Annotated in this window: 23 protein-coding genes and 2 pseudogenes; 20 read left to right on the forward strand and 5 right to left on the reverse strand. The window is 40.3% G+C overall.

The window, feature by feature from the left end; translation table 11 throughout:
* Positions 1 to 53 precede the first annotated feature (53 nt).
* The 11 genes and pseudogenes from MUO14_RS22050 (at position 54) to MUO14_RS22100 (ending at position 12,918) form a co-directional block, all read left to right on the forward strand.
* Positions 54 to 335: an Fpa/YlaN family protein gene (locus MUO14_RS22050; protein ID WP_396265753.1), complete on the forward strand. Its 282-nt coding sequence runs from the start codon at positions 54 to 56 to the stop codon at positions 333 to 335.
* A gap of 158 nt (positions 336 to 493) precedes the next feature.
* Entirely contained in the window at positions 494 to 1,690 is a 1,197-nt protein-coding gene (ftsW, locus tag MUO14_RS22055; protein WP_244752652.1) for a putative lipid II flippase FtsW, read from the forward strand.
* A pseudogene (gene pyc / locus MUO14_RS22060) lies at positions 1,678 to 5,120 on the forward strand (pyruvate carboxylase). Before ftsW ends, pyc begins: the two are co-directional and overlap by 13 nt.
* Before the next feature lie 497 nt (positions 5,121 to 5,617).
* Positions 5,618 to 6,399: pseudogene (gene cyoE / locus MUO14_RS22065) on the forward strand (heme o synthase).
* Between the two features lie 73 nt (positions 6,400 to 6,472).
* Positions 6,473 to 7,549, forward strand: a complete 1,077-nt coding sequence (gene coxB, locus MUO14_RS22070; protein WP_244752653.1) for a cytochrome c oxidase subunit II — start codon at positions 6,473 to 6,475, stop codon at positions 7,547 to 7,549.
* A 43-nt stretch (positions 7,550 to 7,592) separates the two neighbouring features.
* Positions 7,593 to 9,446: a cytochrome c oxidase subunit I gene (gene ctaD, locus MUO14_RS22075; RefSeq protein ID WP_244752654.1), complete on the forward strand. Its 1,854-nt coding sequence runs from the start codon at positions 7,593 to 7,595 to the stop codon at positions 9,444 to 9,446.
* On the forward strand, positions 9,446 to 10,069 hold the full coding sequence (locus MUO14_RS22080) for a cytochrome (ubi)quinol oxidase subunit III (RefSeq protein ID WP_244752655.1): 624 nt from the start codon (positions 9,446 to 9,448) through the stop codon (positions 10,067 to 10,069). The genes ctaD and MUO14_RS22080 overlap by 1 nt, the downstream gene beginning before the upstream one ends.
* Before the next feature lie 3 nt (positions 10,070 to 10,072).
* Positions 10,073 to 10,396 carry a cytochrome c oxidase subunit IVB gene (gene ctaF, locus MUO14_RS22085; RefSeq protein WP_244752656.1) on the forward strand — a complete coding sequence of 108 codons (324 nt, stop codon included), beginning with the start codon at positions 10,073 to 10,075 and terminating at the stop codon, positions 10,394 to 10,396.
* Between the two features lie 235 nt (positions 10,397 to 10,631).
* The gene (gene ctaG, locus MUO14_RS22090) at positions 10,632 to 11,531 is read left to right on the forward strand and encodes a cytochrome c oxidase assembly factor CtaG (protein ID WP_244752657.1); all 900 of its coding nucleotides are present in this window, start codon (positions 10,632 to 10,634) and stop codon (positions 11,529 to 11,531) included.
* Positions 11,532 to 11,606: 75 nt separating this feature from the next.
* Positions 11,607 to 12,062 carry a DUF420 domain-containing protein gene (locus MUO14_RS22095; RefSeq protein WP_244752658.1) on the forward strand — a complete coding sequence of 152 codons (456 nt, stop codon included), beginning with the start codon at positions 11,607 to 11,609 and terminating at the stop codon, positions 12,060 to 12,062.
* Between the two features lie 316 nt (positions 12,063 to 12,378).
* Positions 12,379 to 12,918 (forward strand): GNAT family N-acetyltransferase, encoded by a 540-nt coding sequence (locus MUO14_RS22100; RefSeq protein WP_244752659.1) that lies wholly within the window; start codon positions 12,379 to 12,381, stop codon positions 12,916 to 12,918.
* An 82-nt stretch (positions 12,919 to 13,000) separates the two neighbouring features.
* Here MUO14_RS22100 and ytvI read toward each other — a convergent pair whose 3' ends face one another.
* Both ytvI and MUO14_RS22110 read right to left on the reverse strand, forming a co-directional pair.
* Positions 13,001 to 14,059 (reverse strand): sporulation integral membrane protein YtvI, encoded by a 1,059-nt coding sequence (ytvI, locus tag MUO14_RS22105; protein WP_244752660.1) that lies wholly within the window; start codon positions 14,057 to 14,059, stop codon positions 13,001 to 13,003.
* 103 nt (positions 14,060 to 14,162) lie between these two features.
* Positions 14,163 to 14,531: a YugN family protein gene (locus MUO14_RS22110; protein ID WP_244752661.1), complete on the reverse strand. Its 369-nt coding sequence runs from the start codon at positions 14,529 to 14,531 to the stop codon at positions 14,163 to 14,165.
* A 209-nt stretch (positions 14,532 to 14,740) separates the two neighbouring features.
* On the opposite strand from MUO14_RS22110, the gene MUO14_RS22115 reads away from it, so the two are divergent.
* From MUO14_RS22115 to MUO14_RS22135, 5 genes are all read left to right on the forward strand, one after another.
* Complete coding sequence (locus MUO14_RS22115; RefSeq protein WP_244752662.1) at positions 14,741 to 15,169, forward strand: CBS domain-containing protein; 429 nt, start codon at positions 14,741 to 14,743, stop codon at positions 15,167 to 15,169.
* Between the two features lie 317 nt (positions 15,170 to 15,486).
* Positions 15,487 to 16,521 carry a CAP domain-containing protein gene (locus tag MUO14_RS22120; protein ID WP_244752663.1) on the forward strand — a complete coding sequence of 345 codons (1,035 nt, stop codon included), beginning with the start codon at positions 15,487 to 15,489 and terminating at the stop codon, positions 16,519 to 16,521.
* Between the two features lie 61 nt (positions 16,522 to 16,582).
* Positions 16,583 to 16,954 carry a YlbD family protein gene (ylbD, locus tag MUO14_RS22125; RefSeq protein ID WP_244752664.1) on the forward strand — a complete coding sequence of 124 codons (372 nt, stop codon included), beginning with the start codon at positions 16,583 to 16,585 and terminating at the stop codon, positions 16,952 to 16,954.
* An 81-nt stretch (positions 16,955 to 17,035) separates the two neighbouring features.
* On the forward strand, positions 17,036 to 17,473 hold the full coding sequence (locus MUO14_RS22130) for a YlbF/YmcA family competence regulator (protein ID WP_244752665.1): 438 nt from the start codon (positions 17,036 to 17,038) through the stop codon (positions 17,471 to 17,473).
* A gap of 201 nt (positions 17,474 to 17,674) precedes the next feature.
* Positions 17,675 to 17,950 (forward strand): YlbG family protein, encoded by a 276-nt coding sequence (locus MUO14_RS22135; protein WP_244752666.1) that lies wholly within the window; start codon positions 17,675 to 17,677, stop codon positions 17,948 to 17,950.
* A gap of 72 nt (positions 17,951 to 18,022) precedes the next feature.
* Here MUO14_RS22135 and MUO14_RS22140 read toward each other — a convergent pair whose 3' ends face one another.
* Positions 18,023 to 18,412 (reverse strand): DUF7147 family protein, encoded by a 390-nt coding sequence (locus tag MUO14_RS22140; protein ID WP_244752667.1) that lies wholly within the window; start codon positions 18,410 to 18,412, stop codon positions 18,023 to 18,025.
* Between the two features lie 1,225 nt (positions 18,413 to 19,637).
* On the opposite strand from MUO14_RS22140, the gene rsmD reads away from it, so the two are divergent.
* Together rsmD and coaD are read left to right on the forward strand one after the other, a co-directional pair.
* Entirely contained in the window at positions 19,638 to 20,201 is a 564-nt protein-coding gene (gene rsmD, locus MUO14_RS22145) for a 16S rRNA (guanine(966)-N(2))-methyltransferase RsmD (RefSeq protein WP_244752668.1), read from the forward strand.
* On the forward strand, positions 20,198 to 20,677 hold the full coding sequence (gene coaD / locus MUO14_RS22150) for a pantetheine-phosphate adenylyltransferase (RefSeq protein WP_244752669.1): 480 nt from the start codon (positions 20,198 to 20,200) through the stop codon (positions 20,675 to 20,677). The genes rsmD and coaD overlap by 4 nt, the downstream gene beginning before the upstream one ends.
* A 102-nt stretch (positions 20,678 to 20,779) precedes the next feature.
* On the opposite strand, the gene ylbJ is transcribed toward coaD, so the two are convergent.
* Positions 20,780 to 21,967: a sporulation integral membrane protein YlbJ gene (gene ylbJ / locus MUO14_RS22155; protein ID WP_244752670.1), complete on the reverse strand. Its 1,188-nt coding sequence runs from the start codon at positions 21,965 to 21,967 to the stop codon at positions 20,780 to 20,782.
* 161 nt (positions 21,968 to 22,128) lie between these two features.
* On the opposite strand from ylbJ, the gene MUO14_RS22160 reads away from it, so the two are divergent.
* Both MUO14_RS22160 and MUO14_RS22165 read left to right on the forward strand, forming a co-directional pair.
* Entirely contained in the window at positions 22,129 to 22,920 is a 792-nt protein-coding gene (locus tag MUO14_RS22160; protein ID WP_244752671.1) for a patatin-like phospholipase family protein, read from the forward strand.
* Between the two features lies 1 nt (position 22,921).
* Positions 22,922 to 23,947: a SepM family pheromone-processing serine protease gene (locus tag MUO14_RS22165; protein WP_244752672.1), complete on the forward strand. Its 1,026-nt coding sequence runs from the start codon at positions 22,922 to 22,924 to the stop codon at positions 23,945 to 23,947.
* A 156-nt stretch (positions 23,948 to 24,103) separates the two neighbouring features.
* Here MUO14_RS22165 and MUO14_RS22170 read toward each other — a convergent pair whose 3' ends face one another.
* Positions 24,104 to 25,306: a nucleotidyltransferase gene (locus MUO14_RS22170; protein ID WP_244752673.1), complete on the reverse strand. Its 1,203-nt coding sequence runs from the start codon at positions 25,304 to 25,306 to the stop codon at positions 24,104 to 24,106.
* Between the last annotated feature and the right edge of the window lie 151 nt (positions 25,307 to 25,457).

The raw sequence follows: 25,457 nt of genomic DNA on the forward strand, positions 1-25,457 counted from the left end.
AAAATGAAACGATACTATTAATAAAAGATAGTTTGTAACTGGAGGGGATCTTAATGTTGTCTGATGTGGCTGTGGATCATCGTGAAAAGGCCTATGCCCTTCTAAAAGCTGATGCTGATAAAATTTTACGTCTAATAAAAGTACAAATGGACAACTTGACTATGCCTCAATGTCCTTTATATGAGGAAGTTCTGGATACACAAATGTTTGGGTTGTCACGCGAGATACATTTTGCTGTGCGCTTGCACTTAATCAGTGAAGAAGAAGGCAAATCAATACTAGATAACTTAGAAAAACAACTCAATGTCTTACATGAAGCCGCTCAAAATTCGTGACGGATAAACTCAAATTGCGACGTATTTGTTGTGATTTGAGTTTTTTTGTACCGTTAGCGCTTACATCTATTTATTGTGCAACTAAATAATCAGAATTGTCATATTAGCAGGAAATATGACAACTTTTAGAGAAAATATACATAGTAGGGATGAATGATATGTTACAACGTTTAAAAACCTTTGACTTCACACTGTTGTTTGCACCTATTGCACTTGTCTCTTTCGGCACAGTCATGGTTTATAGTGCAAGTATGGTTTACGGACCAGTCGTCCTTGATGTGCCAAGTAATCACTACTTAGTTAGGCAGCTGCAATGGATGACGCTGGGAGTAATTGTCTTGTTCCTTATATCCATGTTTCCTTATCGGCACTTGAAGCGACTTTCTAAGCTGTCGGTGTTATTGATGATTCTTTTATTAGTAGGATTATTTTTCTTTGGTTCCACAGTTAATAATGCTCGCTCCTGGTATGATTTAGGGCCGATGAGCTTCCAGCCAGCTGAATTTGTGAAAATCGGGATAATTATTTATTTAGCCTCTGTATACGCAAATAAACGAAAGTATATAGGTGATTTTGCCAAGGCGGTACTCCCGCCCTTGGTTATTATTTCGGTTCTATTAGGGTTGATCATTCTGCAGCCTGATATTGGCTCGGCTGCCATTATTGGTTTGCTCGCAAGTATCATCATTATGAACTCCGGAATTAAAGGTAAGCACATATTACTTCTGACCGTCGTTACTGGCGGTATTCTATTACTGGCAGGTTCACAGCTTATAACCGACGAAAGGCTCAATAGGTTTTCGGGAGCTTATCAACCGTTTGAGTCACCAGATAGTGATGGCTATCATCTCATTCAATCCTATGTGGCTATTGCTACAGGCGGGATAACGGGCGAAGGATTAGGGCAAGGTGTACAAAAATTAGGTTATTTGCCGGAACCCCATACAGATTTTATTATGGCGGTTATTGCTGAGGAATTAGGTTTTATAGGTGTCATTATTACCGTGGGCTTGTTAGCGACCATTGTCTTAAGAGGATTGTACATATCCTGGCGATGTAAAGATGCATTTGGTTCCTTGCTGGCATTGGGAATATCCTCATTATTTGCAATTCAGGCTTTTATTAATTTAGGAGCCATGAGTGGGCTATTGCCCATTACCGGGGTAACTTTGCCGCTTGTTAGTTATGGAGGCTCATCATTATTAATTATGATGGCATCCCTAGGTATTCTTAATAATATTGCAAGAACTGTAAAGGTGAAAGAAGAAGAGAGACAAGAAACTCATGAACCGTTAAGACAACAACCAGTCCAACAACGTACAAAACCACAAGGAGTGAGAAGATGGCAGAGTTAAAGAAAATTAACAAAGTTCTAGTAGCAAACCGTGGGGAGATTGCCATTCGTGTTTTCCGAGCTTGTACGGAATTGAACATTCGTACAGTAGCTGTATATTCTAAAGAGGATTCGGGCTCTTACCATAGGTATAAAGCGGATGAAGCCTATCTTGTAGGTGAGGGGAAGAAACCAATTGACGCCTATTTAGATATCGAAGCAATGATTGAAACAGCCAAGAATGTTGGAGTAGATGCCATACATCCTGGTTATGGATTTTTATCAGAGAACATTCACTTTGCGAGAAGATGTGAAGAAGAAGGTATTATTTTCATCGGACCGACGAGCGAGCATTTAAATATGTTCGGTGACAAAGTAAAAGCGAGAGATCAAGCAGTGCAAGCAGACATTCCAGTCATTCCAGGCACTGATGGTCCTGTTGATGGATTAGAAGCTGTGCGTGAGTTTGGTGAAGAAAATGGCTATCCGTTGATGATTAAGGCCTCAATGGGGGCGGCGGTCGCGGAATGAGGATTGTCCGAAGCGCGGAAACGCTTGAGGATGCGTATGACCGGGCTCGTTCTGAAGCAAAGGCAGCCTTTGGCAGTGAAGAAGTCTACGTTGAAAAGCTTATTGAAGATCCTAAGCATATTGAAGTACAGATACTTGGGGATTTTGATGGGCAAATTGTCCATTTATACGAACGGGATTGCTCTGTTCAGCGCCGACATCAAAAAGTGGTTGAGGTTGCACCTAGTGTGTCTGTTAGTAATGAGGTAAGAGAGAAAATATGTGATGCAGCTGTTAAATTAATGAATAATGTGAATTACGTAAATGCTGGTACTGTAGAGTTTCTAGTCACTGGCGAGGAATTCTATTTCATTGAAGTGAATCCGCGTGTTCAAGTAGAGCATACCATTACTGAAATGATCACAGGTGTAGATATTGTTCAGACACAAATTTTAATTGCAGAAGGTCATGCTCTACATAGTGAGCAAGTTGGTGTTCCTGTGCAAGAGGAAATTCGTACACATGGCTATGCGATACAGTCACGTGTTACCACAGAGGACCCACTCAACAATTTCATGCCAGACACGGGAAAAATAATGGCCTACCGTACGGGAGGCGGATTTGGTGTTCGCCTTGATGCTGGGAATGGATTTCAGGGTGCGGTCATTTCTCCCTACTATGATTCCTTGCTTGTGAAACTATCAACATGGGCGTTAACCTTTGATCAAGCAGCACATAAGATGATACGTAATTTAAAAGAATTTCGGATTCGTGGAATTAAAACGAACATTCCTTTTCTGGAAAATGTCATTCAACATAATCAGTTTCAGTCAGGCGAATATAATACAACATTTATTGATCGGTCACCGGAATTATTTGTATTTCCTAAGCGAAAAGACCGTGGAACAAAAATGCTCACCTATATTGCTGATCGAACAGTGAACGGTTTTGAAGGTCAGGGGGGCAGGAAGAAGCCTGCGATCCCTAGACCTCGGATCCCGCAAGTCAAGTATTCAGAGGAGATACCTAAGGGCACAAAGCAGATTTTAGATGAAAGAGGCCCTGAAGGTTTGGCGGAATGGCTGAAGCAGCAGAATGAAGTTCTCCTAACAGATACAACGTTCCGTGATGCTCACCAATCGCTGCTTGCAACTAGAGTAAGAACAAAGGATCTGCAAACAATCGCGGAGCCTACTTCACGTTTATTACCTGATCTATTCTCCCTTGAAATGTGGGGAGGAGCGACCTTTGATGTTTCTTACCGCTTTCTTAATGAAGATCCTTGGGAAAGACTGCTTAAACTTAGAGAGAAGTCACCAAATGTTCTTTTCCAAATGTTGTTGCGTGCCTCTAATGCAGTCGGGTATAAAAACTACCCCGATAATCTTATTCGTGAGTTTGTGGAAAAGAGTTCGCATGCGGGAATTGATGTGTTTAGAATTTTCGATAGTTTAAACTGGGTAGAAGGTATGAAACTGACAATTGATGCTGTACGTGAGAATAATAAGGTGGCAGAAGCGGCCATGTGCTATACAGGAGATATCATGGATGCTTCTAGACCGAAGTATGACCTTAAATATTACCAAGACTTAGCAAAAGAGCTTCAGGATGCAGGGGCACATATTCTTGGAATTAAAGACATGGCAGGGTTGCTGAAACCTGAAGCAGCCTATCAGCTCATATCCAACCTTAAGGATACGGTTGATATACCTATTCATTTACACACACATGATACAAGCGGTAACGGGATCTTTACGTACGCAAGAGCGATTGAAGCCGGCGTGGACGTTGTTGATGTCGCAACCGGATCTATGGCAGGCCTTACCTCTCAACCAAGTGCAAACAGCCTATACTATGCATTAGAAGGTAACGAGCGTAAGCCGAACGTAGATATATCCGCTTATGAACAGTTAGGGCATTACTGGGAAGATACAAGGAAGTTTTATCAAGACTTCGAGAGCGGCATGATGGCTCCCCATACAGAGGTTTACCATCATGAAATGCCTGGCGGACAATATAGTAATCTGCAGCAGCAAGCACGTGCTGTCGGCTTAGCCGATCGATGGGATGAAGTAAAGAATATGTACCGCAGAGTAAATGATATGTTTGGTGATCTCGTAAAAGTTACACCATCCTCAAAAGTCGTCGGAGACATGGCCCTGTTTATGGTACAAAATGATTTAAATGAGGATGACGTATATGAACGAGGGGAATCATTAGCTTTCCCTGATAGCGTTGTTGAACTTTTCCAAGGTTATTTAGGTCAAGCACATGAAGGATTCCCATCCGAGCTGCAACGGATTATCTTAAAAGGAAGACAACCAATTAAAGTTCGTCCTGGTGAACTACTAGATCCAGTAGATTTCAAAGATCTAAAAGAAACTTTGTTCCACACATTAGACAGACAGGTCACGAGTTTTGATTTGATTAGTCATGCTTTGTATCCTAAAGTCTTTATGGATCACCAGAAGTTTACAGAGCAGTATGGAGATATGTCAGTTCTCGATACCCCAACATTCTTTTATGGGATGCGTCTTGGAGAAGAGATTGAAGTTGAAATTGAACAAGGGAAAACATTGATCGTGAAACTTGTTTCTATTGGAGAGGCACAAGTTGATGGAACAAGAACGATCTATTTTGAATTAAATGGTCAGCCTCGTGAAGTGGTCATTAAAGACTTAAATGTCAAGGCTACAGTCCAAGAGCGGCCGAAAGCTGATAAATCCGACACCAAGCATATTGGAGCAAGCATGCCTGGTACAGTGGTTAAAGTAATTTCTGAGAAGGGTGAGAAAGTAAAAAAAGGAGACCATCTCATGATTACAGAGGCAATGAAGATGGAAACGACGGTTCAAGCACCTTTTGATGGCGTAATTAAAGATATTTATGTAGATAACAATGAAGCGATCCATGTCGGAGATTTACTCATTGAATTTGAATAAAACAAATAAAAAACCTGGCTCCGAAAAATGAGCCAGGTTTTTAAGTTGAATTTTCAATTTTAAACTCAAAAAAACTTGCATTGTTGTCATTAATTTGCTAGAAATATAAAGGTGTGTAATTTTAGTTTTATTACATAAAAAAGCTGTAAAGCCCTTTCAAAATTGCTTCACACAATTGTCACATTTTAATAAAATTGTGCTATAGAAATAGATAGAACATTAATTCCGTGGTACAATAATTTTGATGTTTCCTATGAAATGTTTACTAATATGGGGAATCATGACTTTTTTATAGCTTTTTTGACTATGCTATAAAGGGTAGAAGGAGGGAAGATATTTCGATGGATAATCCAAGAATAGTTGATTCTGCAGCTTCACAGATGATGAATAAGTCTACTGTCCGTGAAACTTCAATGATAGCTGATATCAAAAGCTTAATTAAAGTCGGAATTATAAACTCCAATTTAATAACAACTTTCACAGGTTTTTGGCTTGCCATGTATTTTACAGGAGCAAGATTTACTGAACACTGGCTGACATTTATTTTGACAATGTTCGGAACCGCTTTCCTCATTGCTGGTGGATGTATCATAAATAACTGGTATGATAGAGACATTGATCATTTGATGTCCCGTACAGTTACTCGTCCAACTGTTACAGGGTCTATTCCATTAAACGTGATCAAATGGATGGGAATTAGTGTCACAAGCCTTGGTTTTCTTATCCTGTTATTCACAACAATCGAAGCCGCATTATTTGGTGCTTTCGGCTGGTTTGTCTATGTTGTCCTCTACACAATGTGGTCCAAAAGGAAGTACACCATTAACACAGTTATCGGTAGCTTTTCTGGTGCTGTACCGCCCTAATTGGCTGGGCTGCCATTGAACCAGGACTGCGATTAGAAGCAATAATTTTATTTTTGATCATGTTTATTTGGCAGACACCGCACTTTTTAGCCTTAGCTATGAGGAAGAAAGAGGACTACAAAGCGGCTGGGATTCCAATGCTGCCTGTTGTACACGGCTTTAAAATGACGAAACGACAAATGGTCGTTTACGTGGCCTGCCTCCTGCCATTGCCAATTTACTTAGTTTCATTAGGTAGTATATTTTTAAGTGTGGCCTTTACATTGTCTTTTGGATGGTTAATTTTAGGGATGGCCGGCTTCATAATGAAAGACGATTATAAGTGGGCAAAATGGATGTTTGTTTATTCTTTAAACTATTTGACAATCCTATTCTTAACAATGGTGCTAGTCACATTACCATTTCCTTTTTAATGTTACTAGCTTCTAAAGAAGCTAGTTCCAAAATATAAGATTTAATTCACAAGAGAAAGAGAGGTATCACTCAATGAGAGGTTGGATGCGAAAATTCCGTTCCTTAATCTTGTTCGGTGCATTAACTCTCATCCTATCAGGGTGTGGAGTTGATAACATTAGTGCACTTAAGCCAGAAGGATACGGGTCCGATTTAATATTTGATCTTATGATGATCAGTATTGCGATAATGCTTTTTGTATTCGTTATCGTTATGGCGATTTACACGTTTGTACTTATTCGATATCGTCAAAAAAAGGGGCAGGAAGATTTTATCCCTAAACAAACAGAAGGAAATAAAGCCTTAGAAATAATTTGGACAGTTATCCCAATTATTTTACTTCTAGTACTGGCTGTTCCGACTGTTCAGGCGACTTTTGATTTAGCAGACAAATCTGGTCAAACTGATGAAGATGCTTTGACTATTGAAGTAACTGGAAATCAATACTGGTGGCATTTTAATTATGCTGGTCAAGAAATATCTACAAGCCAGGATCTTTATATACCAACTGGCGAACGCGTATACTTAGACATGAAATCGAGTGATGTGATTCACTCATTCTGGGTTCCGTCGATAGCTGGGAAGATGGATACTAACCCAGGGGAGAACGTTAACACAATGTACTTAGAAGCCTATGAAGAGGGCGTATACTGGGGACAGTGTGCTGAACTTTGCGGGCCTTCCCACTCATTAATGGACTTCAAAGTAATAGCAGTAAGTCCAGAGAAATTTGATCAGTGGAAAGAAGACATGCAAAATATCGATCCTGAGGCACAACCTGAAACGGCCTCTGCTCAAGAAGGTCAAGAATTGTTCCAAAACAACTGTATGAGCTGTCATGCGATTGGAAGCGCGGCCGCAGGTGTAGGTCCTAATTTAAGTAATTTTGGCAACCGTACGATGATTGCAGGCATTCTTGATCCAACAAAAGAAAATTTAGTGGATTGGATTACTAATCCAGACGAAATTAAGCCTGGCAACCAAATGCCGGCAGACTTAGTTTCGGAAGAGGAAGCAAGTAAAATCGCAGATTATCTTCTGCAATTAGACCATTCTGAAGTTACTCCTGAATCTGCAGGTGGAAATAGTAACGAAGGTAACAACGAATAATGATTTTAAATGGTGAGATAGAGGTTTTAAGGGAGGTTAAAGCGTGAGTACTGCTGTTGCACAAAATCGTGGGCTCGGCGCTGCTATTTGGGATTACTTAACTACGGTAGACCATAAAAAGATTGCACATCTTTACTTGGCCTCAGGTGGTTTTTTCTTCCTAATCGGTGGGCTTGAAGCGATGATAATTCGGATTCAGCTTATGAAACCTGGTAATGATTTCATATCTGCTGGACTATATAATGAAATGATAACAATGCATGGGACAACAATGATTTTCTTAGCAGCCATGCCGATTATATTTGCTTTAATGAATGCTGTTGTTCCATTACAAATTGGAGCGCGAGATGTAGCGTTTCCATTTTTGAACTCACTTGGTTTTTGGTTGTTTTTATTTGGTGGGATTATACTTAACGTTTCCTGGTTTACTGGAGCTCCAGATGCTGGCTGGACCAACTATGCACCGCTCTCGACGACCTCGCCAGGTCATGGTGTAGATTACTATGTGATGGGGCTTCAAATATCTGGGGCGGGGACGCTAATAGGTGGGATCAACTTTCTTGTGACGATCGTTAACATGCGTGCCCCGGGTATGACATTTATGCGCATGCCACTGTTCACATGGACAGTATTTGTAACAAGTACACTTATCTTATTTGCATTTCCAGCGCTAACTGTCGGGCTTTTCCTAATGATGTTTGACCGCATGTTTGGTTCTGCATTCTTCGACATAGCCCTAGGCGGTAATGCTGTTATTTGGGAGCACTTATTCTGGATCTTTGGCCACCCGGAAGTATATATTTTAATTCTTCCGGCATTTGGAGCATTTAGTGAAATTTTCTCTACATTCTCTAAAAAACGTTTATTCGGATATTCTGCCATGGTATTTGCAACTGTATTGATTGGTTTCTTAGGGTTCATGGTATGGGCACACCACATGTTTACCGTTGGACTAGGTCCAATTGCTAACTCAATCTTTGCTGTAGCAACAATGGCTATTGCCGTTCCTACTGGTATTAAAATTTTCAACTGGATGTTTACGATGTGGGGCGGAAGTATTCGCATGACAACATCCATGCTATGGTCGGTAGCGTTCATTCCTACTTTTACTATTGGTGGTATGACAGGTGTTATGCTTGCTGCTGCAGCAGCTGACTATCAATATCACGATACGTATTTCGTAGTCGCACACTTCCACTACGTAATTGTAGGTGGTTTAGTCTTTGGAATCTTTGCTGCTCTGCACTACTGGTGGCCAAAAATGTTCGGTAGAGTGCTAAGTGAAAAATTAGGTAAATGGACATTCTGGCTATTCTTCATTGGTTTCCATCTGACATTCTTTATTCAGCATTTCTTAGGCTTAATGGGGATGCCGCGCCGTTATTGGACGTTCCAAGATGGTCAAGGGCTTAATACAGGAAACCTAATTAGTACAGCTGGTGCCTTCTTAATGGCCATTGGTACGATCATTTTCCTTATTAATGTGATCTACGTTGCCGTAAAAGGAAAGCAAGCAAGTGGAGATCCTTGGGATGGACGCACGTTAGAGTGGTCAATTCCATCACCGCCACCACACTATAATTTTAAACAAACCCCGCTCGTTCGCGGACTTGATCCATTATGGGTGGAAAAAAGTGAAGGCAAAAAGGGCATGACGCCAGCTGAACCACTTGGTGATATTCATATGCCGAATCCATCCATTCTGCCATTCATGATGTCGTTAGGTCTGTTTATAGCAGGATTTGGGTTTATCTATCAAGTTGACAATAAAGTGTGGCTGGCTCTCGTGTTTATTGGAATGGGGATTACATTTGGATCGATGCTTACACGTTCATTGAAAGATGACATTGGACACCATATCCATAAGGAAGATCTTGAGAAGGGGGCTGGCGAATAATGAGTAATGAGGATGTATTGAATCCTAAACAAATGCCACATGAGCCGGAAAAAGCCACCCTTGAAGGAAAAAATAAATTTATTGGCTTTTGGTTCTTTCTAGGCGGTGAAACCGTACTGTTTGCAAGTTTATTTGGTACGTATCTTGCATTAAATGGTTCAACAATGGGGGAGAATACTCCCGAGCACTTATTTGGCTTAGAGCTAGTGTTCATAATGACGATGCTCCTGCTTACGAGTTCTCTAACAAGTGTGTATGCCATGTACCACATGAAAAATAACGACTTTGGTAAAATGCAGCTATGGCTCGGGATTACAGTATTATTAGGCTTAGCGTTCTTGGGTTGTGAAATTTATGAGTTCATGCATTATGTACATGAATATGAATTTACATTTCAATCTTCAGCCTTTGGGTCTGCTTTCTATACTTTAGTTGGCTTCCACGGTGGCCACGTCCTATTTGGGTTATCTTGGTTTACTGCACTAATGATCCGAAATTCAAAACGTGGACTTAATCTTTACAACGCGCCAAAGTTTTATATTGCCAGTCTTTATTGGCACTTTATTGATGTTGTTTGGGTTTTTATCTTTACTGTCGTATATCTGATGGGAAAGGTGGGTTAAACGATGGCAAATCACTCAAAATCGCCTAGTCAACAAATGGACTTTGAGAAGAAGCAGAATAAAGAAGAAATGAAACAGCAACTCATAAGTTTCATTATGATGATTCTGTTCACGTTCGTTGCTTTTGGTATGGTTCTGTTGGAAGTTAACTCGTATTTCCTTATTCCTACACTGCTGTTATTAGCTGTGGTACAGGTGCTTTTCCAGTTATACTATTTTATGCACATGAAGAATAAAGGACATGATATGGTTGCTGTCATGATGTATAGTGGCATTGGTGTTGCAACGTTAACGATTATTACTTTTACCACTATTATTTGGTGGTGAATGAAAAAAGACCGGATCTTCCGGTCTTTTTCTTATGTATGGGAGGTGAAAAAAAGGAAGAATTTCCTTATCCCTTGTTACATCTCCCAAAATGTGTGCTTACACCTTTCTTTACGTTCAGTTATGTCTAAATTATGAACAATAAAAAAGATAGCTGACAAGGCTCGTGTTTTAGGCGAAAGTTAGATAAAATGGAAGAGTATCAAGTATATACTTAATCTGAGGTGAGACACCTATGTGGTTAGAACTTCAAATATTCGGGTTTCGAGCTCTGTGGAGTCCCTATTATTTGTTATTTGTTTTAATACTTTCTATCGTTTACTTTATAATCACTGGTCCAAAACGGATGCAAGGCGAATCAAAGCCTAGCACTTTTCAACAGGTTATGTTTTATAGTGGCATGGTGCTGTTATACATTATTAAAGGGTCTCCAATAGACTTGATGGCCCATATCATGTTTTCAGCTCATATGATTCAGATGGCTTTATATTACTTACTATTCCCACTCCTTGTGATTAAGGGGGTTCCTGTTTGGATTTGGAAAAAGGTCTTTGATGTTCCAGTACTATCTCCCGCTTTACGACTTTTAACAAGGCCATTGATATCTCTGTTAATATTTAATGGATTGTTTTCCATTTATCATATGCCACAAATATTCGATTACGCTAAATCCAGTGAAATTGCCCACGCGGTGATTACTACTGTCATCCTGTTTACTGCCTTTTGTATGTGGTGGGCTGTCTATTCTCCTATTGAAGAAACAGATCGAATGAGCCCGATTCTAAAAATTGGCTTTATTTTCGCTAACGGAGTATTAATTACGCCTGCCTGCGGGTTAATCATTTTCTCGGGAACACCGCTCTATGACACTTATTCACAATCAGGTGCCTGGCTCCAAGCGATGAGTTTATGTGTACCAACAGATGTACTTGCCGGTCTGTCAAACCAATTAAGTGGTCCCGAATATTTTACGTCCATGCCGCTACTCAATGATCAGCAGCTTGGCGGAATCATTATGAAGGTTACACAAGAGATTATTTTTGGCGTCATTATTGCCCATATCTTTTTCAGCTGGTTTAATCGTGAAAGAGATACAATTGATCCATTGCCAGCCCATGTCCAAACAGATACATGATGACGGGAGGAGTCTTACATATGATGGGCTTCTTCTATCCTGTCTTTAGAGATTTACTGTAAAAGGAGAAAGCACATGCCATTATTACCAACATTAAGTACGTTTTTCATTGTACTAAGTGCCATTTTAGTAGCTATTGGGTGGCGATTAATTTCTATAAATAGGCCTAAGGCACACAGGGCTACGATGATTGCCGCCTCTATTAGTGCATTACTATTTTTTATTATTTATGTCAGTCGAACGATCTTTGTGGGAAATACCAGCTTTGGCGGCCCAGATGATATAAAAATTTTCTATACGATCTTTCTAATTTTTCATATTATCTTGGCAACTGTAGGAGCAGTATTTGGTATCGTTTCGCTAACGTTAGGTTTCAAGCGGAAAATTCCTAAGCATCGCAAAGTCGGGCCAATAACGAGTATCATTTGGTTCTCTACTGCCGTTACCGGTGTTATGGTATACCTTCTGTTATATATTATTTATGATGGCGGCACGACGACTAGTATGCTAAAAGCTATTTTTGGTTTATAAGAACAAAAGCGCTGTGGTTTGATAAAGGACGGTCAACTTGCTGCTATAAAGAAGCAATTAGATTATATTGTAATCTAATTGCTTTTTTTATAATCTATAAGAGGATGTTAAAAAAGTCACCAAATGATTAACGGCGAATTTCTTTGATGCTCGGTATTCCGGTCCTCACGTAGGAAAGACATACACTGTGGTCCTCAAAACGTTCGCGCCCCGATCTTCTTGCGATGCAGGACGTTCTTATCGTCAACTTTTTAAACACACACTATAAGAAAAGAGTTACACAAATTCTTAATTAACTGAAGAGGAGTGATGTTAGATGGAATTTTCGACGAGGCGTATAAGATTTATCCCCATCTCGATTGATTTAGCACAATTGATTATAAAAAATCCTCTCGATTTTTTTCATGCTTTTCACTTGCCGTGGGACAAGAACTGGCCGCACGATGGTTTAAAAGCAATCTTACCCCTCTACATTGAAATGCTAGAAGAAGACCAAGATGTGTTGGGCTACGGTCCTTGGGTGATGATTGATCGTAATGTAGAAGAGATTCTTGGTGATATTGGATTCAAAGGGAAGAGAGAAGATGGGGTACTTGAGATTGGTTACCAGATTGTTACCTCAAAACGTAATCAAGGTCTTGCTACAGAGGCTGTAAAGGCAATGTGTGATTGGGCTTTTCAACAACCAGGTATTACAGGCGTAGAGGCTGAATGTGACGAAAGAAATATTCCCTCACAAAAAGTGCTTATCAATAGTGGATTCGCTCAGACCACCAGAAAAGGGAATATCATTTTTTTAAAAAAAGAAAAATTCATTCATGATAAGGAAAAGAGTTCCTCTAGAAAACAACAATAAAAATCCTGAATGTCAAATTCAATGACATTCGGGATTTTTTAGAAAATGTCAATAGAGATCTAAGTGCTTAAATCATTGTTTGTTATATCTTTAGGTTCCACTTAATTATACCCGCTTCTTTAGCCGAGTTAAAAGCAATCAGTGTAAGCGGACCGAGGATAAAGCCCATTAATCCGATTAACTGTAAGCCTAGATACATTGCGATTAATGTGGCAAGCGGAGATAACCCAATGTGACTCCCCATCACTTTGGGTTCCACGGTTCTACGAATAGCTAACAGTATAATAGCCAGTATAGCAAGCTTCGTACCTAAGGTGATATCGCCAGTGATAAACATGTACAAAGACCACGGACCTAATATGGCAATCGATCCAATGATTGGTATAAAGTCAATGACCCAAATGATCAGAGACATTACAATAGCTACTTCTGGAGCAATCAATAAAAGTCCAATCAGAGAGACGATAAATACAATAATACTGACTAAAAATTGTGCTTTTAAAAAACCGAAAACTACATAAGATAATCGGGCATTCATGAATTTAACCTTCTCTGATGTCGCTTCGGTCAATTGATTATGCATCTTCTCTCTCAATCGAGGCATATCTAACATAAACAGGAATAAAGCAATAAGGTAAACAAGGAAACTTACGAGATATTCAGGGATCTTTGCGGCAATGACAGCAATGTTGCCAAGCTGCAGTTTCTGTGAGATCGCCTGTGTTGTCGCATCTAGGGTGCTCAGTAGTTCGCTAGTTACTTTATCAACAAATTCCGGTGGCATATTTTGTGTGAAACTATCCAGGTTATTTTCCCAATTTATAAAAACATTATTGATTTGATTAATATAAGTGGGTGCATTATCTGCAAGTTGAACGATCTGTGTAATGGCCCCGGTGACTGCATATGCACCTAACAAGCTAATTAATAGCAGAAATAAGAGGAAGACGATCGTAACCGACATTTTCCTATTAATTCGAAATCGAAATTGAATCCATCGCACAGAAGAATTTAAAAATAAAGCGGTAACCAGTGCTATTATGAGCGGAACTGATATCGGCAAAATGAAATACCCTGCTATAATTAAAAGTAAAGCGAGTAGGATGAGGGTCCATTGACGTTTAGTAAGATAGCGGAACAATTTATCACGTTACTCCCTTCTTAGCCATTAAAAGTATGTAATTGAAAAGAGCCGCACCAGAGCGGTGTGCGACTCTTGAATCATTTGGTTTTTCTGGTCTTTATTATGATTTATGATGTCCTTTGACTTGTTCTTGTATTTTTTTAACTGCACTAGTTGCTTTATCAATCATACTTGAAGAGAAACCTTCTTGTTCGCCGTATTCAACGCCGTGCGGATAATGATGTTTACCTAATAGAGGGGTTACCAGTTGGATGACAGCATTCCCTTTATCTACATCGCCCTCAATAGCATACCCTTGGATACGGATATAATAAGTAATGTTCTTCTCTGGAGAGTTCACTTTGTAATCGTAGCTTACTCGTTCATAATCCCATGATCCAGCTAAAATAAATCCATTACTTTCCATGATCATAGTAAGCGGCTCTACATCAATGAGCAGGCCATCGATTCCTGTACCTTCCAATTTCATTGCATACACCTCACAAATTTTATGTAACTTTTATAAGTTTAGTATGAGAAAGAATAAGTTACCATTGGTCATCACTAATGACATCCTTTACTTTACATACTTTACTGACAGTGACTTAATTATACTATAAATTGCATAGCCGTGCATGTAATAAATTTAAGAAATCGGGAACAATACATACAGACAGCTGATTTTTAAGGAGGATATTCATGAAGACTGTAAAAGATGTGATGACAAGTGACGTATCCGTTTGTCAATCTAATGAAACTTTATATGACGCTGCTAGCATGATGAAACAACAAAATGTTGGTGCCGTACCCATTGCTGATGAAAATGGGCAATTAATGGGAATGGTAACAGACCGTGATTTGGTCATTCGAGGGTACGCGGGAAAGAGTCCTGACAGCACACCTATTCAACAAGTCATGAGTGATCACCTTTATCATGTTAGTCCAGAGACGTCCCTAGAAGAAGCGAGTCAGTTAATGGCTAAACATCAAGTTCGTCGACTCCCAGTAGTGGAAAATGGCAAGTTGACTGGAATTATCTCCCTAGGTGATTTATCTGTGGAGGATATGTCCGATCATGCAGCTGGTGTTGCTTTACAAGACATTTCAGAGCGTCCAGAGCTCCATTAATAATCTTCTCAAAAAACGACCTTCTATATTCATTTATAGAAGGTCGTTTTAGTGTGTGTTCAAAAAGTTGACGAATGAGAACGATCGCCACATCCTGTGACAAAGTCGACACGAGCACGTTCCTTGTGCGTCGCAAGAAGGTCGAGGCGCGAACGTTTTGAGGACCACAGCTACGTGAGGATCGGAAAAACCGAGCAACAAAGAAATTCGCCGTTGATCATTTGCTGACTTTATGAACATCCCCTTTTATATTTTTTTCATAGAAAGAGGCTGTCTAGCTTATATTGTATAGATGAAGGTTGAAAGGGGAGTAGGCTATGGGGAAAAAGGTAATGGGCTTACTATTGTTTGTTCTGCTATGTGGAGTGATCTATTTTATGATAGATGCAATATCGACACGTGAAACAGTAAAAAAGGATCAAGAAACATCCAAAGAGCCTATTAAACAGGAGAACTTAGCAAAGGATCAAACGAATTTACAAAGTAGCTTTGTCAAGTGGCTAGGTGTATCAAGTGAGGAGGTCCTTGCCGAATTCGGAGAACCTGAGAGGATTGACAAAAGCTCGTATGGGTATGACTGGTGGGTATATCCCAAAGAAGGCCAATATTTTCAACTTGGCATCAAGGACGATACAGTCGTGACGAGTGTAACTTACGATCAAGATTTGAACGAGAGTCTGAAGATTGGTGAGAGCTATAATCGCTTAAACCAAGAGTACGCCTTTCAAAACGAGTTTCCACTTAAAGATGGAATGTTTTCTTTTGAGCTAACAGTCAAAGATCTCAGTGAGAGGCCGCTTATTGCCTTAAATGATCAATGGTCCGCTCAATTATACTTTGATACCTTTACCGATAAGCTTTCGGCTATCCGTGCAATAAGAAATGATATTTTATTAATGCTTCAGCCCTATCAATTAAACTATAGGGGGGAATTGCCTCAGGGACCTATACTGACAGAAGAGGACTGGCGTGAAATTAATGAAGGCTCGGAGCAGCAAATTTATGAGATGACGAATAATATTCGTGCTAGCCATGACATCGATAAGTTAAAGAAACATAAGGAAGCTGCGACAGTTGCTTTTGGCCATAGCAAGGATATGAATCAGAATAATTACTTCTCCCATCATTCACAAAATGGAAACGGTGTGGGCGAGAGGTTGAGACTGGGAAATGTCCCCTTTGTAAGAGCAGGGGAGAACATTGCAGCTCAGTATATTGATGCTACTGCAGCTATTCATGGCTGGTTAAATAGCGAAGGACATCGTGCATCATTACTCGATAAACGGTATACACATATCGGGGTAGGCGTAGACCAGCTGTATTACACGCAGAACTTCTTATCTCTGCCATGAACAGTTTTTAGGCTGATGCATAGGCTGTAGAGTAGATTTCTATAGTGAGGTGTGTAGTAATATGAGTGAAAAAGTCTTACACCCAAGCGTTCAGCAATTTAAAAAATTTGTCGATGCCAATCCAAATGTGAAAAGTCAAATAAGAAAGAACCATAATCTGATCCAAAGTTATTATGAGAAGTGGATGATCTTGGGAGAGGAAGATTCCTTCTGGAAGTCGTTATCTAAAGCTAAGTCACAAACAAATAGTAATAAAAAGGATTGGATGAAACAGTTTGGAGAGCTTATGCAGGATGTGAATTGGGAAGATGTCTCAAAACATATTGATGACCTGGACGGAGCCATAGGCCAAATTCTGCAGCTTATTTCAAACATGCAACGTGAAAAGGAGAAGAAAACTAGACAAGAAACGATTGGGTATCCCTATTATTAAAGAGAGACGGAGGCAGGATGATTTCATATATTTCATTCTGCCTTTTCATTTGGTACAATAAGGTTGGAGGTGACACCAACTATGTTAGCAACAATGGAGATTGTCGATGTATTAGACCGTTCGGAATCTATTGGCAAAATGGTAATGGAATCAGAAGTGATGCAAAATTACCAGCAAGCCAAACTAGATCTAGAGTCTAATGCTGGTGCACAAAAGTTAATCCGCGATTTTAATAATATGAAAGAGCAATATGAAGACGTGCAGCGTTTTGGTCGCTATCACCCTGATTACAATAATATAATGAAAAGTGTACGTGGGGTTAAGCGTGAAATGGACATGCATGAAACAGTGGCCCACTATAAGAAGGCTGAGCGTGAAGTTCAAAAGCTCTTGGACGAAATCAGTCAAAGTGTAGCTTTTAGTGTGAGTGAACAGATTAAGGTACCAAGAAATGGTATGGTGTTTACTGATTCAGGCTGTGGCTGTGGTTCTGGCGGAGGTTGTGGCTGTGCTTCATAAGCACGCTAATTAACATAATTATTTACTGGGTACGTAAGAACGTGCATCAGATACACATAGAACGCCTGCTTCTTGCACTGCAAGGGGACAGGTGTTTTCTTTATATTAAGGTGAATTTCTGTCAATGTCTTGTTGTTTGATTGAAGAACAAGAACTTTTTTGGTAAAATCATCATAAATACTAAACGAAGTAGGGAATTTTATGAGGGTAAAAAGACAAGGAATCATCGTATACTTTCAACATATGAAAAATATTCGTCAAATTAAGAAGCATGGCCATTTAATTCATGCTTCAAAAAAGCAAAAATATGCCCTCCTATATGTGGATCAGGAGGACACAGAGTTCAAAATGGAAAAACTTGAGCGTATGCCGTTTGTTTCTCGGGTCATTCTGTCACACAAATCCGATATTAGAACGGATTATGAAAATGCCAAGCCGGATAAAGCAAAGCAATATGATTATAAGATGGGGATTTGATAGGCGTTCGTTATACTACGGACGTCTTATTTGTGTATAGGGGCGAACTTCCTCGTATAGTTCACTGTGAAATTATGAAAGTGGAGGAATAAACTTATTCGTTCTAAGAATACCGATTAAATATTGATAATACAACTCCGTTTCAGGGAAGATGTTTGAAGGCTTAACCGTGAATTCATTCACTTTCTTCTCATTGCTTTCCACCATATCCTTGAAAAGTTCAAAGCGTTGGTTCGGCTTTTCATGCGGATTAGGGATTCCTTCTCTGCATATATAGATGGATTGAAACTTTTGCTCAGTAGTAGGTTTCATAATCAGTGCGAGAGATGCTACTGGACGATGTGACTTTTCACTATAAAAAGCAATCGCGTGTTGTATTCGATCAGGCATTTGCCGGCCTAATTCAATTAGTTCGTAAATATCCGCGTATCCTTCTCCAAGTTCAATAAATTTTTGGATCAATTCGCATCGTCCCTTTCCATTGTTCTATTCATTACTCTAGCATGGAATAGGAAGCGGTGAAAAGTTTTTCTTAGGATCCATACAAGTACCAGGAAGATAAAGTGAAGAGAGTGTTCTGTTTAAAACAAGGCAATTAGCTGCTGTAAAAATAAAAAATAGGGCTGTCCTACTCGGACAGCCCTTCTTTTTGCTTCTATATATGGAAACAAAAAGCAAAGGGAGAGGAGAAACCGGAAGAAGGACCTATGGGGAATTAAGCCTTCTCCGTTTTCAGAAGCAGAAAGATCTGCTTCACAAATCAGTATCACCACTTCTTTTATAAATTATACGAAGGTCTCCGTATTTATTTTAAATATTATTAACCCGAATCAATTTCATAATTGCTCTTTATAAAATGCCAAAGACTGGAGGAATGTAAGGCTCTTTTTTCGAAAAGGTTTAAGATGGATTCTTATCCAGCCAAATTTTAGTTTCCGATTTATAAAGAAGTTTGATCACTTTCTATGCTTCACATCGCCCCCTTATCCTGGAGACTCAGCTCCGGGACATTTAGGTCCGTTACGGTATGAGGGCTCGGGGTGGCTGGGAAACGACTCGCTTTCCTGCGGCCCCACAGGACGTGGGGCCGTTCGACGTTGGTACAGGACGTGCCGAACTTAGTCGAATTTCCTCTAAACAGCAAGCCCCCTCAGGCGGAGCCATTCGTATTCCGAATGAGTCTCCGATGTTCAGAGGGTTTCACCCATCATGATGTGGCATAATAACCGCGTCACAGAGACAGCTCTCGATAAGAAGTTCTTCTGTCGTTTTGGGTGACTTGTGAACCTGGAGTGTTTCCGTTCTTCTCACAAACACAAGGAGGTCCGAGAAATTGCGAGACTCCTGTGGGATAAACATGACAGGTGAGACCCCGGAGGACAGAGTCCGAGGAGGCTCAGCGCATGCCCACGGAAAGCGAGCGATTTCCCGGACCTCCTTCTCCATCCAAGGAAACGGAAACCTATCTCGAGATGAAGTCTTCCAGATCACTGCCCTTACCTAATAAAAATGATTTCAAATTTCCTACTTGACTAGATTTGGGGAGGTACTTCCTTATTTAGATTTTGAATCCCCTGGGGCACAAGGGACTTAAATTATGAAATTGATTCACCCATGTGAAACGTTTCCTGCTCCTATCTATTTGTGGTAGGATAGTTGTGAATGCGGATGAGAGAGGTGGCAAGTTATGAGGGTGATTGCAGGCGTACATAAGGGAAGACAGCTTAAACCTGTACCTAATCATAGAACAAGGCCTACTACAGATAAGGTGAAAGAATCATTGTTCCAAATCATTGGACCTTTTTTTGATGGCGGGCAAGTATTAGACCTATTTGCGGGAAGCGGCGGTCTAGGCATTGAATCGCTAAGCCGTGGGGCCGAGCACTGTGTGTTTGTTGATCAGCAACAAAAGGCCGTACAGGTTATTCATGAGAACCTTGATGCTCTCAAGTTAAGAGATCAGGCTGAAGTTTTCAGAACGGATGCGTTTCGTGCGATTAAAGCAGCTGGAAAGAGAGAGCTTTCTTTTCAATACATATTTTTAGATCCCCCTTATAAGAAATTTTCTTGCAGGGAATTAATGGAAATGCTTTTAAATGAAGCACTCGTTGCAGAAGGCGGGATCGTTGTTTGTGAACATGATGCATCAGAGAATATCCCCGAACAAGTAGGGAATCTTAAGCAAATAAAATCTGAGAAGTATGGCAGCAATATAGGTGTTTCTATTTTTCGAACTGAGGTGACAATATGACAAGGTTAGCGATTTGTCCAGGTAGCTTCGATCCTGTTACATACGGACACTTGGATATTATTCAACGCGGGGCGAAAGTTTTCGACCATGTAACGGTAGCTGTATTCAACAATCAAAGCAAGGCCCCGTTATTTAATGTGCATGAGCGTGTGGCTCTGTTAGAAGAAGTAACGAAGGACTTGCCTAACGTTTCAGTCGATGCCTGTGACGGACTTTTGATGGACTATGCTGAGGAAAAGGGGGCCCAAGCTATTATTCGTGGATTGCGTGCAGTCAGTGACTTTGAATATGAGATGCAAATCACTTCGATGAACCGAAAGCTTAATGAAGAAATCGAAACTTTTTTCATGATGACGAATAATCAGTACTCTTTCCTGAGCTCAAGTATTGTCAAGGAAGTGGCTAAATACCGGGCTAATATATCTGATTTAGTTCCTCCGACAGTTGAAGAAGCATTAAAAGATAAATATAAATAAGAAAAGGCAGCTGCTACAATTGCAGCTGCCTTTTCTTTGGCTTTGGCAGGTACCTGAGACACACGATCGATGTACTTTCATTGTCCAATGAAGCTTTTCGAATTAGAGGCGAGGGTGCTTTCGACGCTTTCTTAACCACAGCAAATAAATCGTATAAGCAAGTATGAATAAGGTAAAAGGTGGACCATAATGATCTAGAAATGATAAAAATATGTTTTCCTGATTGTGGTTGCCAGTCCAAGCATTAACAGAGTTTTTTGTTATATCGAAGTATTGATAGAAAATGAAAATGAGAATGGCAGCAAAGGCTCCTTGTGCGAATCTTGCCCAAAAGTAAGGAGCGAAACGAATATCGGTATCAGCTAGAATACTGGCTATTTGTGCTTGTATAGAGAGACCGTGAAATCCAAGTATAAAGCTGACCAAAACAAGCTGTGCAATCAGGGGTGTATGCGTATCTGTTATTGCGTTAATTCCTGTCGTTATTTCAAATAATCCTGCGGTGAGGGGGATTTGAAATACTTCTTGGATGCCGACTAGTGTAAATAGGATTGAAAATAACTGAATCGCTCCTGTTTGTTTGAGAAGTTCTGTAAGCACAGAGAATAACATAATGAATCCGCCGACTAGTATGAGTGTCTGTACTGAACGTACAACAGCATCACCAAGAAGCTGACCAAACGAACGACCATCATTCATCCTTGTATAGTGGATCAATTTAAGTGCTTCCAATAGGGACTTTGTTTGTGCTTTTCCGGAATGAGGCTCCTCTCTAAACCGGTAAAATCTCATGCCAAGACCTACAAATAAATTTGCCCCATAATGTGCTGCAACGATGAAAAGACCTAATGCGGGGTCGGCAAAGAACCCAACGGCGACCACCCCAATAAGGAAAAGCGGACTAGAAGCGTTCGTAAATGATACGAGGCGTTCAGCCTCAATTCGAGTAATGTGTCCGTTTTCACGTAAATCCCTTGTCCACTTTGCACCTGCAGGGTAACCACTAACCATACCCATCACCCAAACAAATCCACCTGTCCCTGGTACGTTAAATAATGGTCGCATGAATCGTTCGCAAAGAGCTCCTACCCCGTGAACGACACCGAAACCAAATAATAACTCCGCAATAATGAAAAAGGGAAGTAAGGATGGAAAGACTTTAGTTGCCCATAAGTCCATTCCCCGTAAGCTTGCGGTTAGGGATGCCCCCGGAAAGAGAATAAGTGCAAATGTAAAGAAGATCAGTAAGATAGTGAAAGTGGCCGTTGTTAATTTAGCAATATCAATCACACCTTTACACAGTCGTTTTCTGTACTTCTAAAATCATCCATAGTAAAATGGGGATAGATTTTACAGCGTATTGGTTGTCCCCTCTTATATGTACGCTCATAAGTGACGTAGATATACCATAAAATAGAATCAATCGATTGTTTGTCAAGGAGAGATGTCGTATGGAGCATCCTAAAATAGGGCTGGCACTTGGCTCAGGAGGTGCTCGTGGCTTTGCTCACTTAGGAGTACTTAAAGTATTGAGCGATTATGGAGTGCCTGTAAGTATGATTGCAGGGAGCAGTATGGGGGCCCTCGTTGGTTCATTTTATGCAGCGGGACAACGGATTGAAGACTTATATAAATTAGCCTTCACGTTCAAACGGAAGTATTATCTTGATTTTACAGTCCCGAAAATGGGCTTCATTCAGGGACGAAGAATTAAGGAGTATATCCGTTTGTTTACGTTTGGTAAATCAATTGAAGAATTTAACTTACCAATGTCGATTATTGCTACAGATTTATCGGCTGGTAAAAAGAAAGTATTTCAAAGCGGACCTGCGAGTGATGCTGTACGAGCAAGTATTGCGATCCCGGGGATATTTGTTCCTGAGAGGATTAATAACCGTCTGTATATTGACGGAGGTGTGATTGATAGAGTACCTGTGTCGGTCGTAAAACAAATGGGAGCTGATATCATTATTGCCGTTGACTGCTCTCATTTCGATGCGGATCCAAACATCCATTCCATATATGATGTCATCATCCAAAGCATCGATATTATGCAAGATGAGCTCATTACTGCGATGGGGATTTCCTCGGATGCAGATATTATGATCCGTCCAAATGTAACGACATACAGTTCCCGCGCTTTTACAAATAGTAAGGAAATCATTGAAGCAGGGGAAGCAGCAGCGATCTCACAGATGGACGCAATTAAACACAAGATTGCTAACTGGAAGGAGTCATCATAGTATGAAATCCAATAAACGGATTATAATAACGGGAATTATTACAATATTAATTGTTGCCTTTTTAGGAGCTTACCGTTTGCCTTATTATATTTATAAACCAGGGAATGCGGACGCGTTAAATCCATTTGTTGAAGTAACAAATGGGTATCCGAGTGAAGGAGATATGCATCTAGTTACCGTCAGAGGTGGACAAGCCACCCCTATTCAATGGCTAGTGGCAAAGGTAAGACCGTTTCAACAAATACATCCGCTTGATGAAATCAGGCCAGAAGGAATATCTGAGGAAGAATATTTTCATGCTCAGTTAAGAATGATGGAATCCTCTCAAGAAGCGGCAAAGGTTGTTGCCTATCAAGCATCTGGAGAAGATATCGATATTAATTATGAAGGTGTTTATGTCGTAAATGTCCTCAAAGGGATGCCTGCTGCAGAACAGCTACAGGCTGGTGATGAGATCGTTAAAGTAGATGGTGAAAAAATTAATGAATCGACTGAACTTGTGAATTATGTGGGTGGTTTTGACGAAGGAGAGACGGTTTCCCTGACGATTAAAAGGGTTGGGGAAACGCTTACGAAGGAAATCGCACTTGCGACATTTCCAGACAATCCAGATAAAGCAGGGGTAGGAATATCACTTGTAACGGATCGTACAGTTGAAGTAGATCCTAAGGTAACGGTTAAAAGCGGTGAAATTGGCGGTCCAAGTGCGGGGTTAATGTTCTCCCTTGAAATGTATGATCAACTAACGGAGAAAGACTTTACAAAAGGCTATCAAATAGCTGGTACTGGTGAAATTAATTATGAAGGTCAAGTAGGGAGAATCGGCGGGATAGATAAAAAGGTTGTAGCCGCTGATCAAGACGGTGTCGATATCTTTTTTGCACCAAATGAAGATGGAAGAAAAGGCTCCAATTATGAGGTGGCTAAAAAAGCAGCAGAAGAGATAGGGACGGATATGAAAGTTGTTCCTGTTGATACCTTCCAAGATGCATTGGAGTATTTGAAAGAGTTGGAACCAAAGGAATAAGTAAAAGGAGTGCCGCAAATGTTGGCACTCCTTTTTGTATTTCGTTAATTGGCTGGAGGAGAACGCTGCCTATTAGACTAGCGTTTGTCTCAGAGGTTTGCAAGGGATATAACAAATGTAACACCTACCTTTGCTCATATGACTCAGGGTTTACATTTATATACGTACGGGCGAGCCATACTCTGCTGACATGCATTCCACTCGTTGCTTGGCAGGAAGAGCACTATAATAAGCTGCTACGGCTCTTTCTTCCATGTTGAGAATAGGATGTGACCACTGCTGGGGCTGTGTAAGCAGGGGAACGTTCATCCGCTTTTTTTGTTCATTCAAATAGCCTTGTCCGGTTTTGTTCATCCCGAGCACACGGACATAAGAGGTCCCTTCATGTAACGAATGCTGTGCCCCTTCTTTAGTAAGCCCTGTTAGAATGTGAACACATGTACGCTGTAATCGTGTCCATGTGTACCTTTTTGTTTTAACGTTTTCAATTAATTGGTGAAAGCTCGTTGCTTTTTTAATGGCGTGCTTAAAGCGATGTTCTAATCCCTCATCCACTCCATGAATAAGCTGTAACTGTTCCGTCGGTGTGGTCAGGATTTTATACTGCAATAAAGAAAAGTAGTGTTCCCAGTGATGCCAAATCTTATTTTCTTGATAATATTCGGTTAATCCATCTAATGTTGCCGAAGGAATGGCATCGCGAGCTTTCTCAGTCATTTCGTTACGAGCAAGCAGTTCTTTGCGAATGCTTGTGGCGCTTGCGATTGACCCGCCCATATGTTGGTCGTGGTACTGGCTCCCCGATCTTTCAATGGTAAGCGGTGTAATATGCTTATGATGAGTTAGTATTTGTTTTATGTAGCTATATCCGAGGATGTTGTTCGGTTGACCGAGGTCAATAGACGCAAGACCAATATCCTTGTAAGCAAATCGGGCCGCTTCAGGATAAGAAAAACCTTCATCCAAATGTTTGCGTAAACTGTTATTAAATGCCGCCCCATTGGCCTCAAGCGTTTCGTGAGCTTCTATAAACGGTGTAATCGAACCATTTTCACTGCCAAAACATATTGCGTCAACACCAGCATCTGATAAAGTTTGCACAGCTCCTTGACTAAAATAATCGCTGTGTTGGACGGCGAATAAATAAGGAAGTTCCAGAACTAAGTCCACTCCTGATTGAAGAGCAGCTCGTGTCCTTTGCCATTTATCAATAATGGCGGGTTCCCCTCTCTGTAGGAAATTTCCGCTCATTACAGCAACCATACAGTCTGCCTGAGCTGTTTCTCTGCTTTGTTCGAGATGATAGGCGTGACCATTATGGAAAGGATTATACTCTACAATAACTCCACAAGATTTCATCGTATGAAAGTCCTCCTTCGTTTAATACTAGAACATAACAGAACTATTGAATGAATGCTGTTTTTATTTTATCATGAAGAAGTGGAAATAGCCGAAGATGATCGAGAAAAGTATATTTTAAACCAAAATAGAAATAAGTGTTATTGAGAAA

This window comes from Halobacillus shinanisalinarum (genome assembly GCF_022919835.1).
GTDB lineage: Bacteria > Bacillota > Bacilli > Bacillales > Halobacillaceae > Halobacillus_A > Halobacillus_A shinanisalinarum.

Excerpts from the sequence above, each read along its gene's own strand:
- MUO14_RS22050 (WP_396265753.1), top strand. The coding sequence starts at position 54 with ATGTTGTCTGATGTGGCTGTGGATCATCGTGAAAAGGCCTATGCCCTT.
- ftsW (WP_244752652.1), top strand. The coding sequence starts at position 494 with ATGTTACAACGTTTAAAAACCTTTGACTTCACACTGTTGTTTGCACCT.
- coxB (WP_244752653.1), top strand. The coding sequence starts at position 6,473 with ATGAGAGGTTGGATGCGAAAATTCCGTTCCTTAATCTTGTTCGGTGCA.
- MUO14_RS22080 (WP_244752655.1), top strand. The coding sequence starts at position 9,446 with ATGAGTAATGAGGATGTATTGAATCCTAAACAAATGCCACATGAGCCG.
- ctaF (WP_244752656.1), top strand. The coding sequence starts at position 10,073 with ATGGCAAATCACTCAAAATCGCCTAGTCAACAAATGGACTTTGAGAAG.
- ctaG (WP_244752657.1), top strand. The coding sequence starts at position 10,632 with ATGTGGTTAGAACTTCAAATATTCGGGTTTCGAGCTCTGTGGAGTCCC.
- MUO14_RS22095 (WP_244752658.1), top strand. The coding sequence starts at position 11,607 with ATGCCATTATTACCAACATTAAGTACGTTTTTCATTGTACTAAGTGCC.
- MUO14_RS22100 (WP_244752659.1), top strand. The coding sequence starts at position 12,379 with ATGGAATTTTCGACGAGGCGTATAAGATTTATCCCCATCTCGATTGAT.
- MUO14_RS22110 (WP_244752661.1), bottom strand. The coding sequence starts at position 14,531 with ATGAAATTGGAAGGTACAGGAATCGATGGCCTGCTCATTGATGTAGAG.
- MUO14_RS22115 (WP_244752662.1), top strand. The coding sequence starts at position 14,741 with ATGAAGACTGTAAAAGATGTGATGACAAGTGACGTATCCGTTTGTCAA.
- MUO14_RS22120 (WP_244752663.1), top strand. The coding sequence starts at position 15,487 with ATGGGGAAAAAGGTAATGGGCTTACTATTGTTTGTTCTGCTATGTGGA.
- ylbD (WP_244752664.1), top strand. The coding sequence starts at position 16,583 with ATGAGTGAAAAAGTCTTACACCCAAGCGTTCAGCAATTTAAAAAATTT.
- MUO14_RS22130 (WP_244752665.1), top strand. The coding sequence starts at position 17,036 with ATGTTAGCAACAATGGAGATTGTCGATGTATTAGACCGTTCGGAATCT.
- MUO14_RS22135 (WP_244752666.1), top strand. The coding sequence starts at position 17,675 with ATGAGGGTAAAAAGACAAGGAATCATCGTATACTTTCAACATATGAAA.
- rsmD (WP_244752668.1), top strand. The coding sequence starts at position 19,638 with ATGAGGGTGATTGCAGGCGTACATAAGGGAAGACAGCTTAAACCTGTA.
- coaD (WP_244752669.1), top strand. The coding sequence starts at position 20,198 with ATGACAAGGTTAGCGATTTGTCCAGGTAGCTTCGATCCTGTTACATAC.
- MUO14_RS22160 (WP_244752671.1), top strand. The coding sequence starts at position 22,129 with ATGGAGCATCCTAAAATAGGGCTGGCACTTGGCTCAGGAGGTGCTCGT.
- MUO14_RS22165 (WP_244752672.1), top strand. The coding sequence starts at position 22,922 with ATGAAATCCAATAAACGGATTATAATAACGGGAATTATTACAATATTA.
- MUO14_RS22170 (WP_244752673.1), bottom strand. The coding sequence starts at position 25,306 with ATGAAATCTTGTGGAGTTATTGTAGAGTATAATCCTTTCCATAATGGT.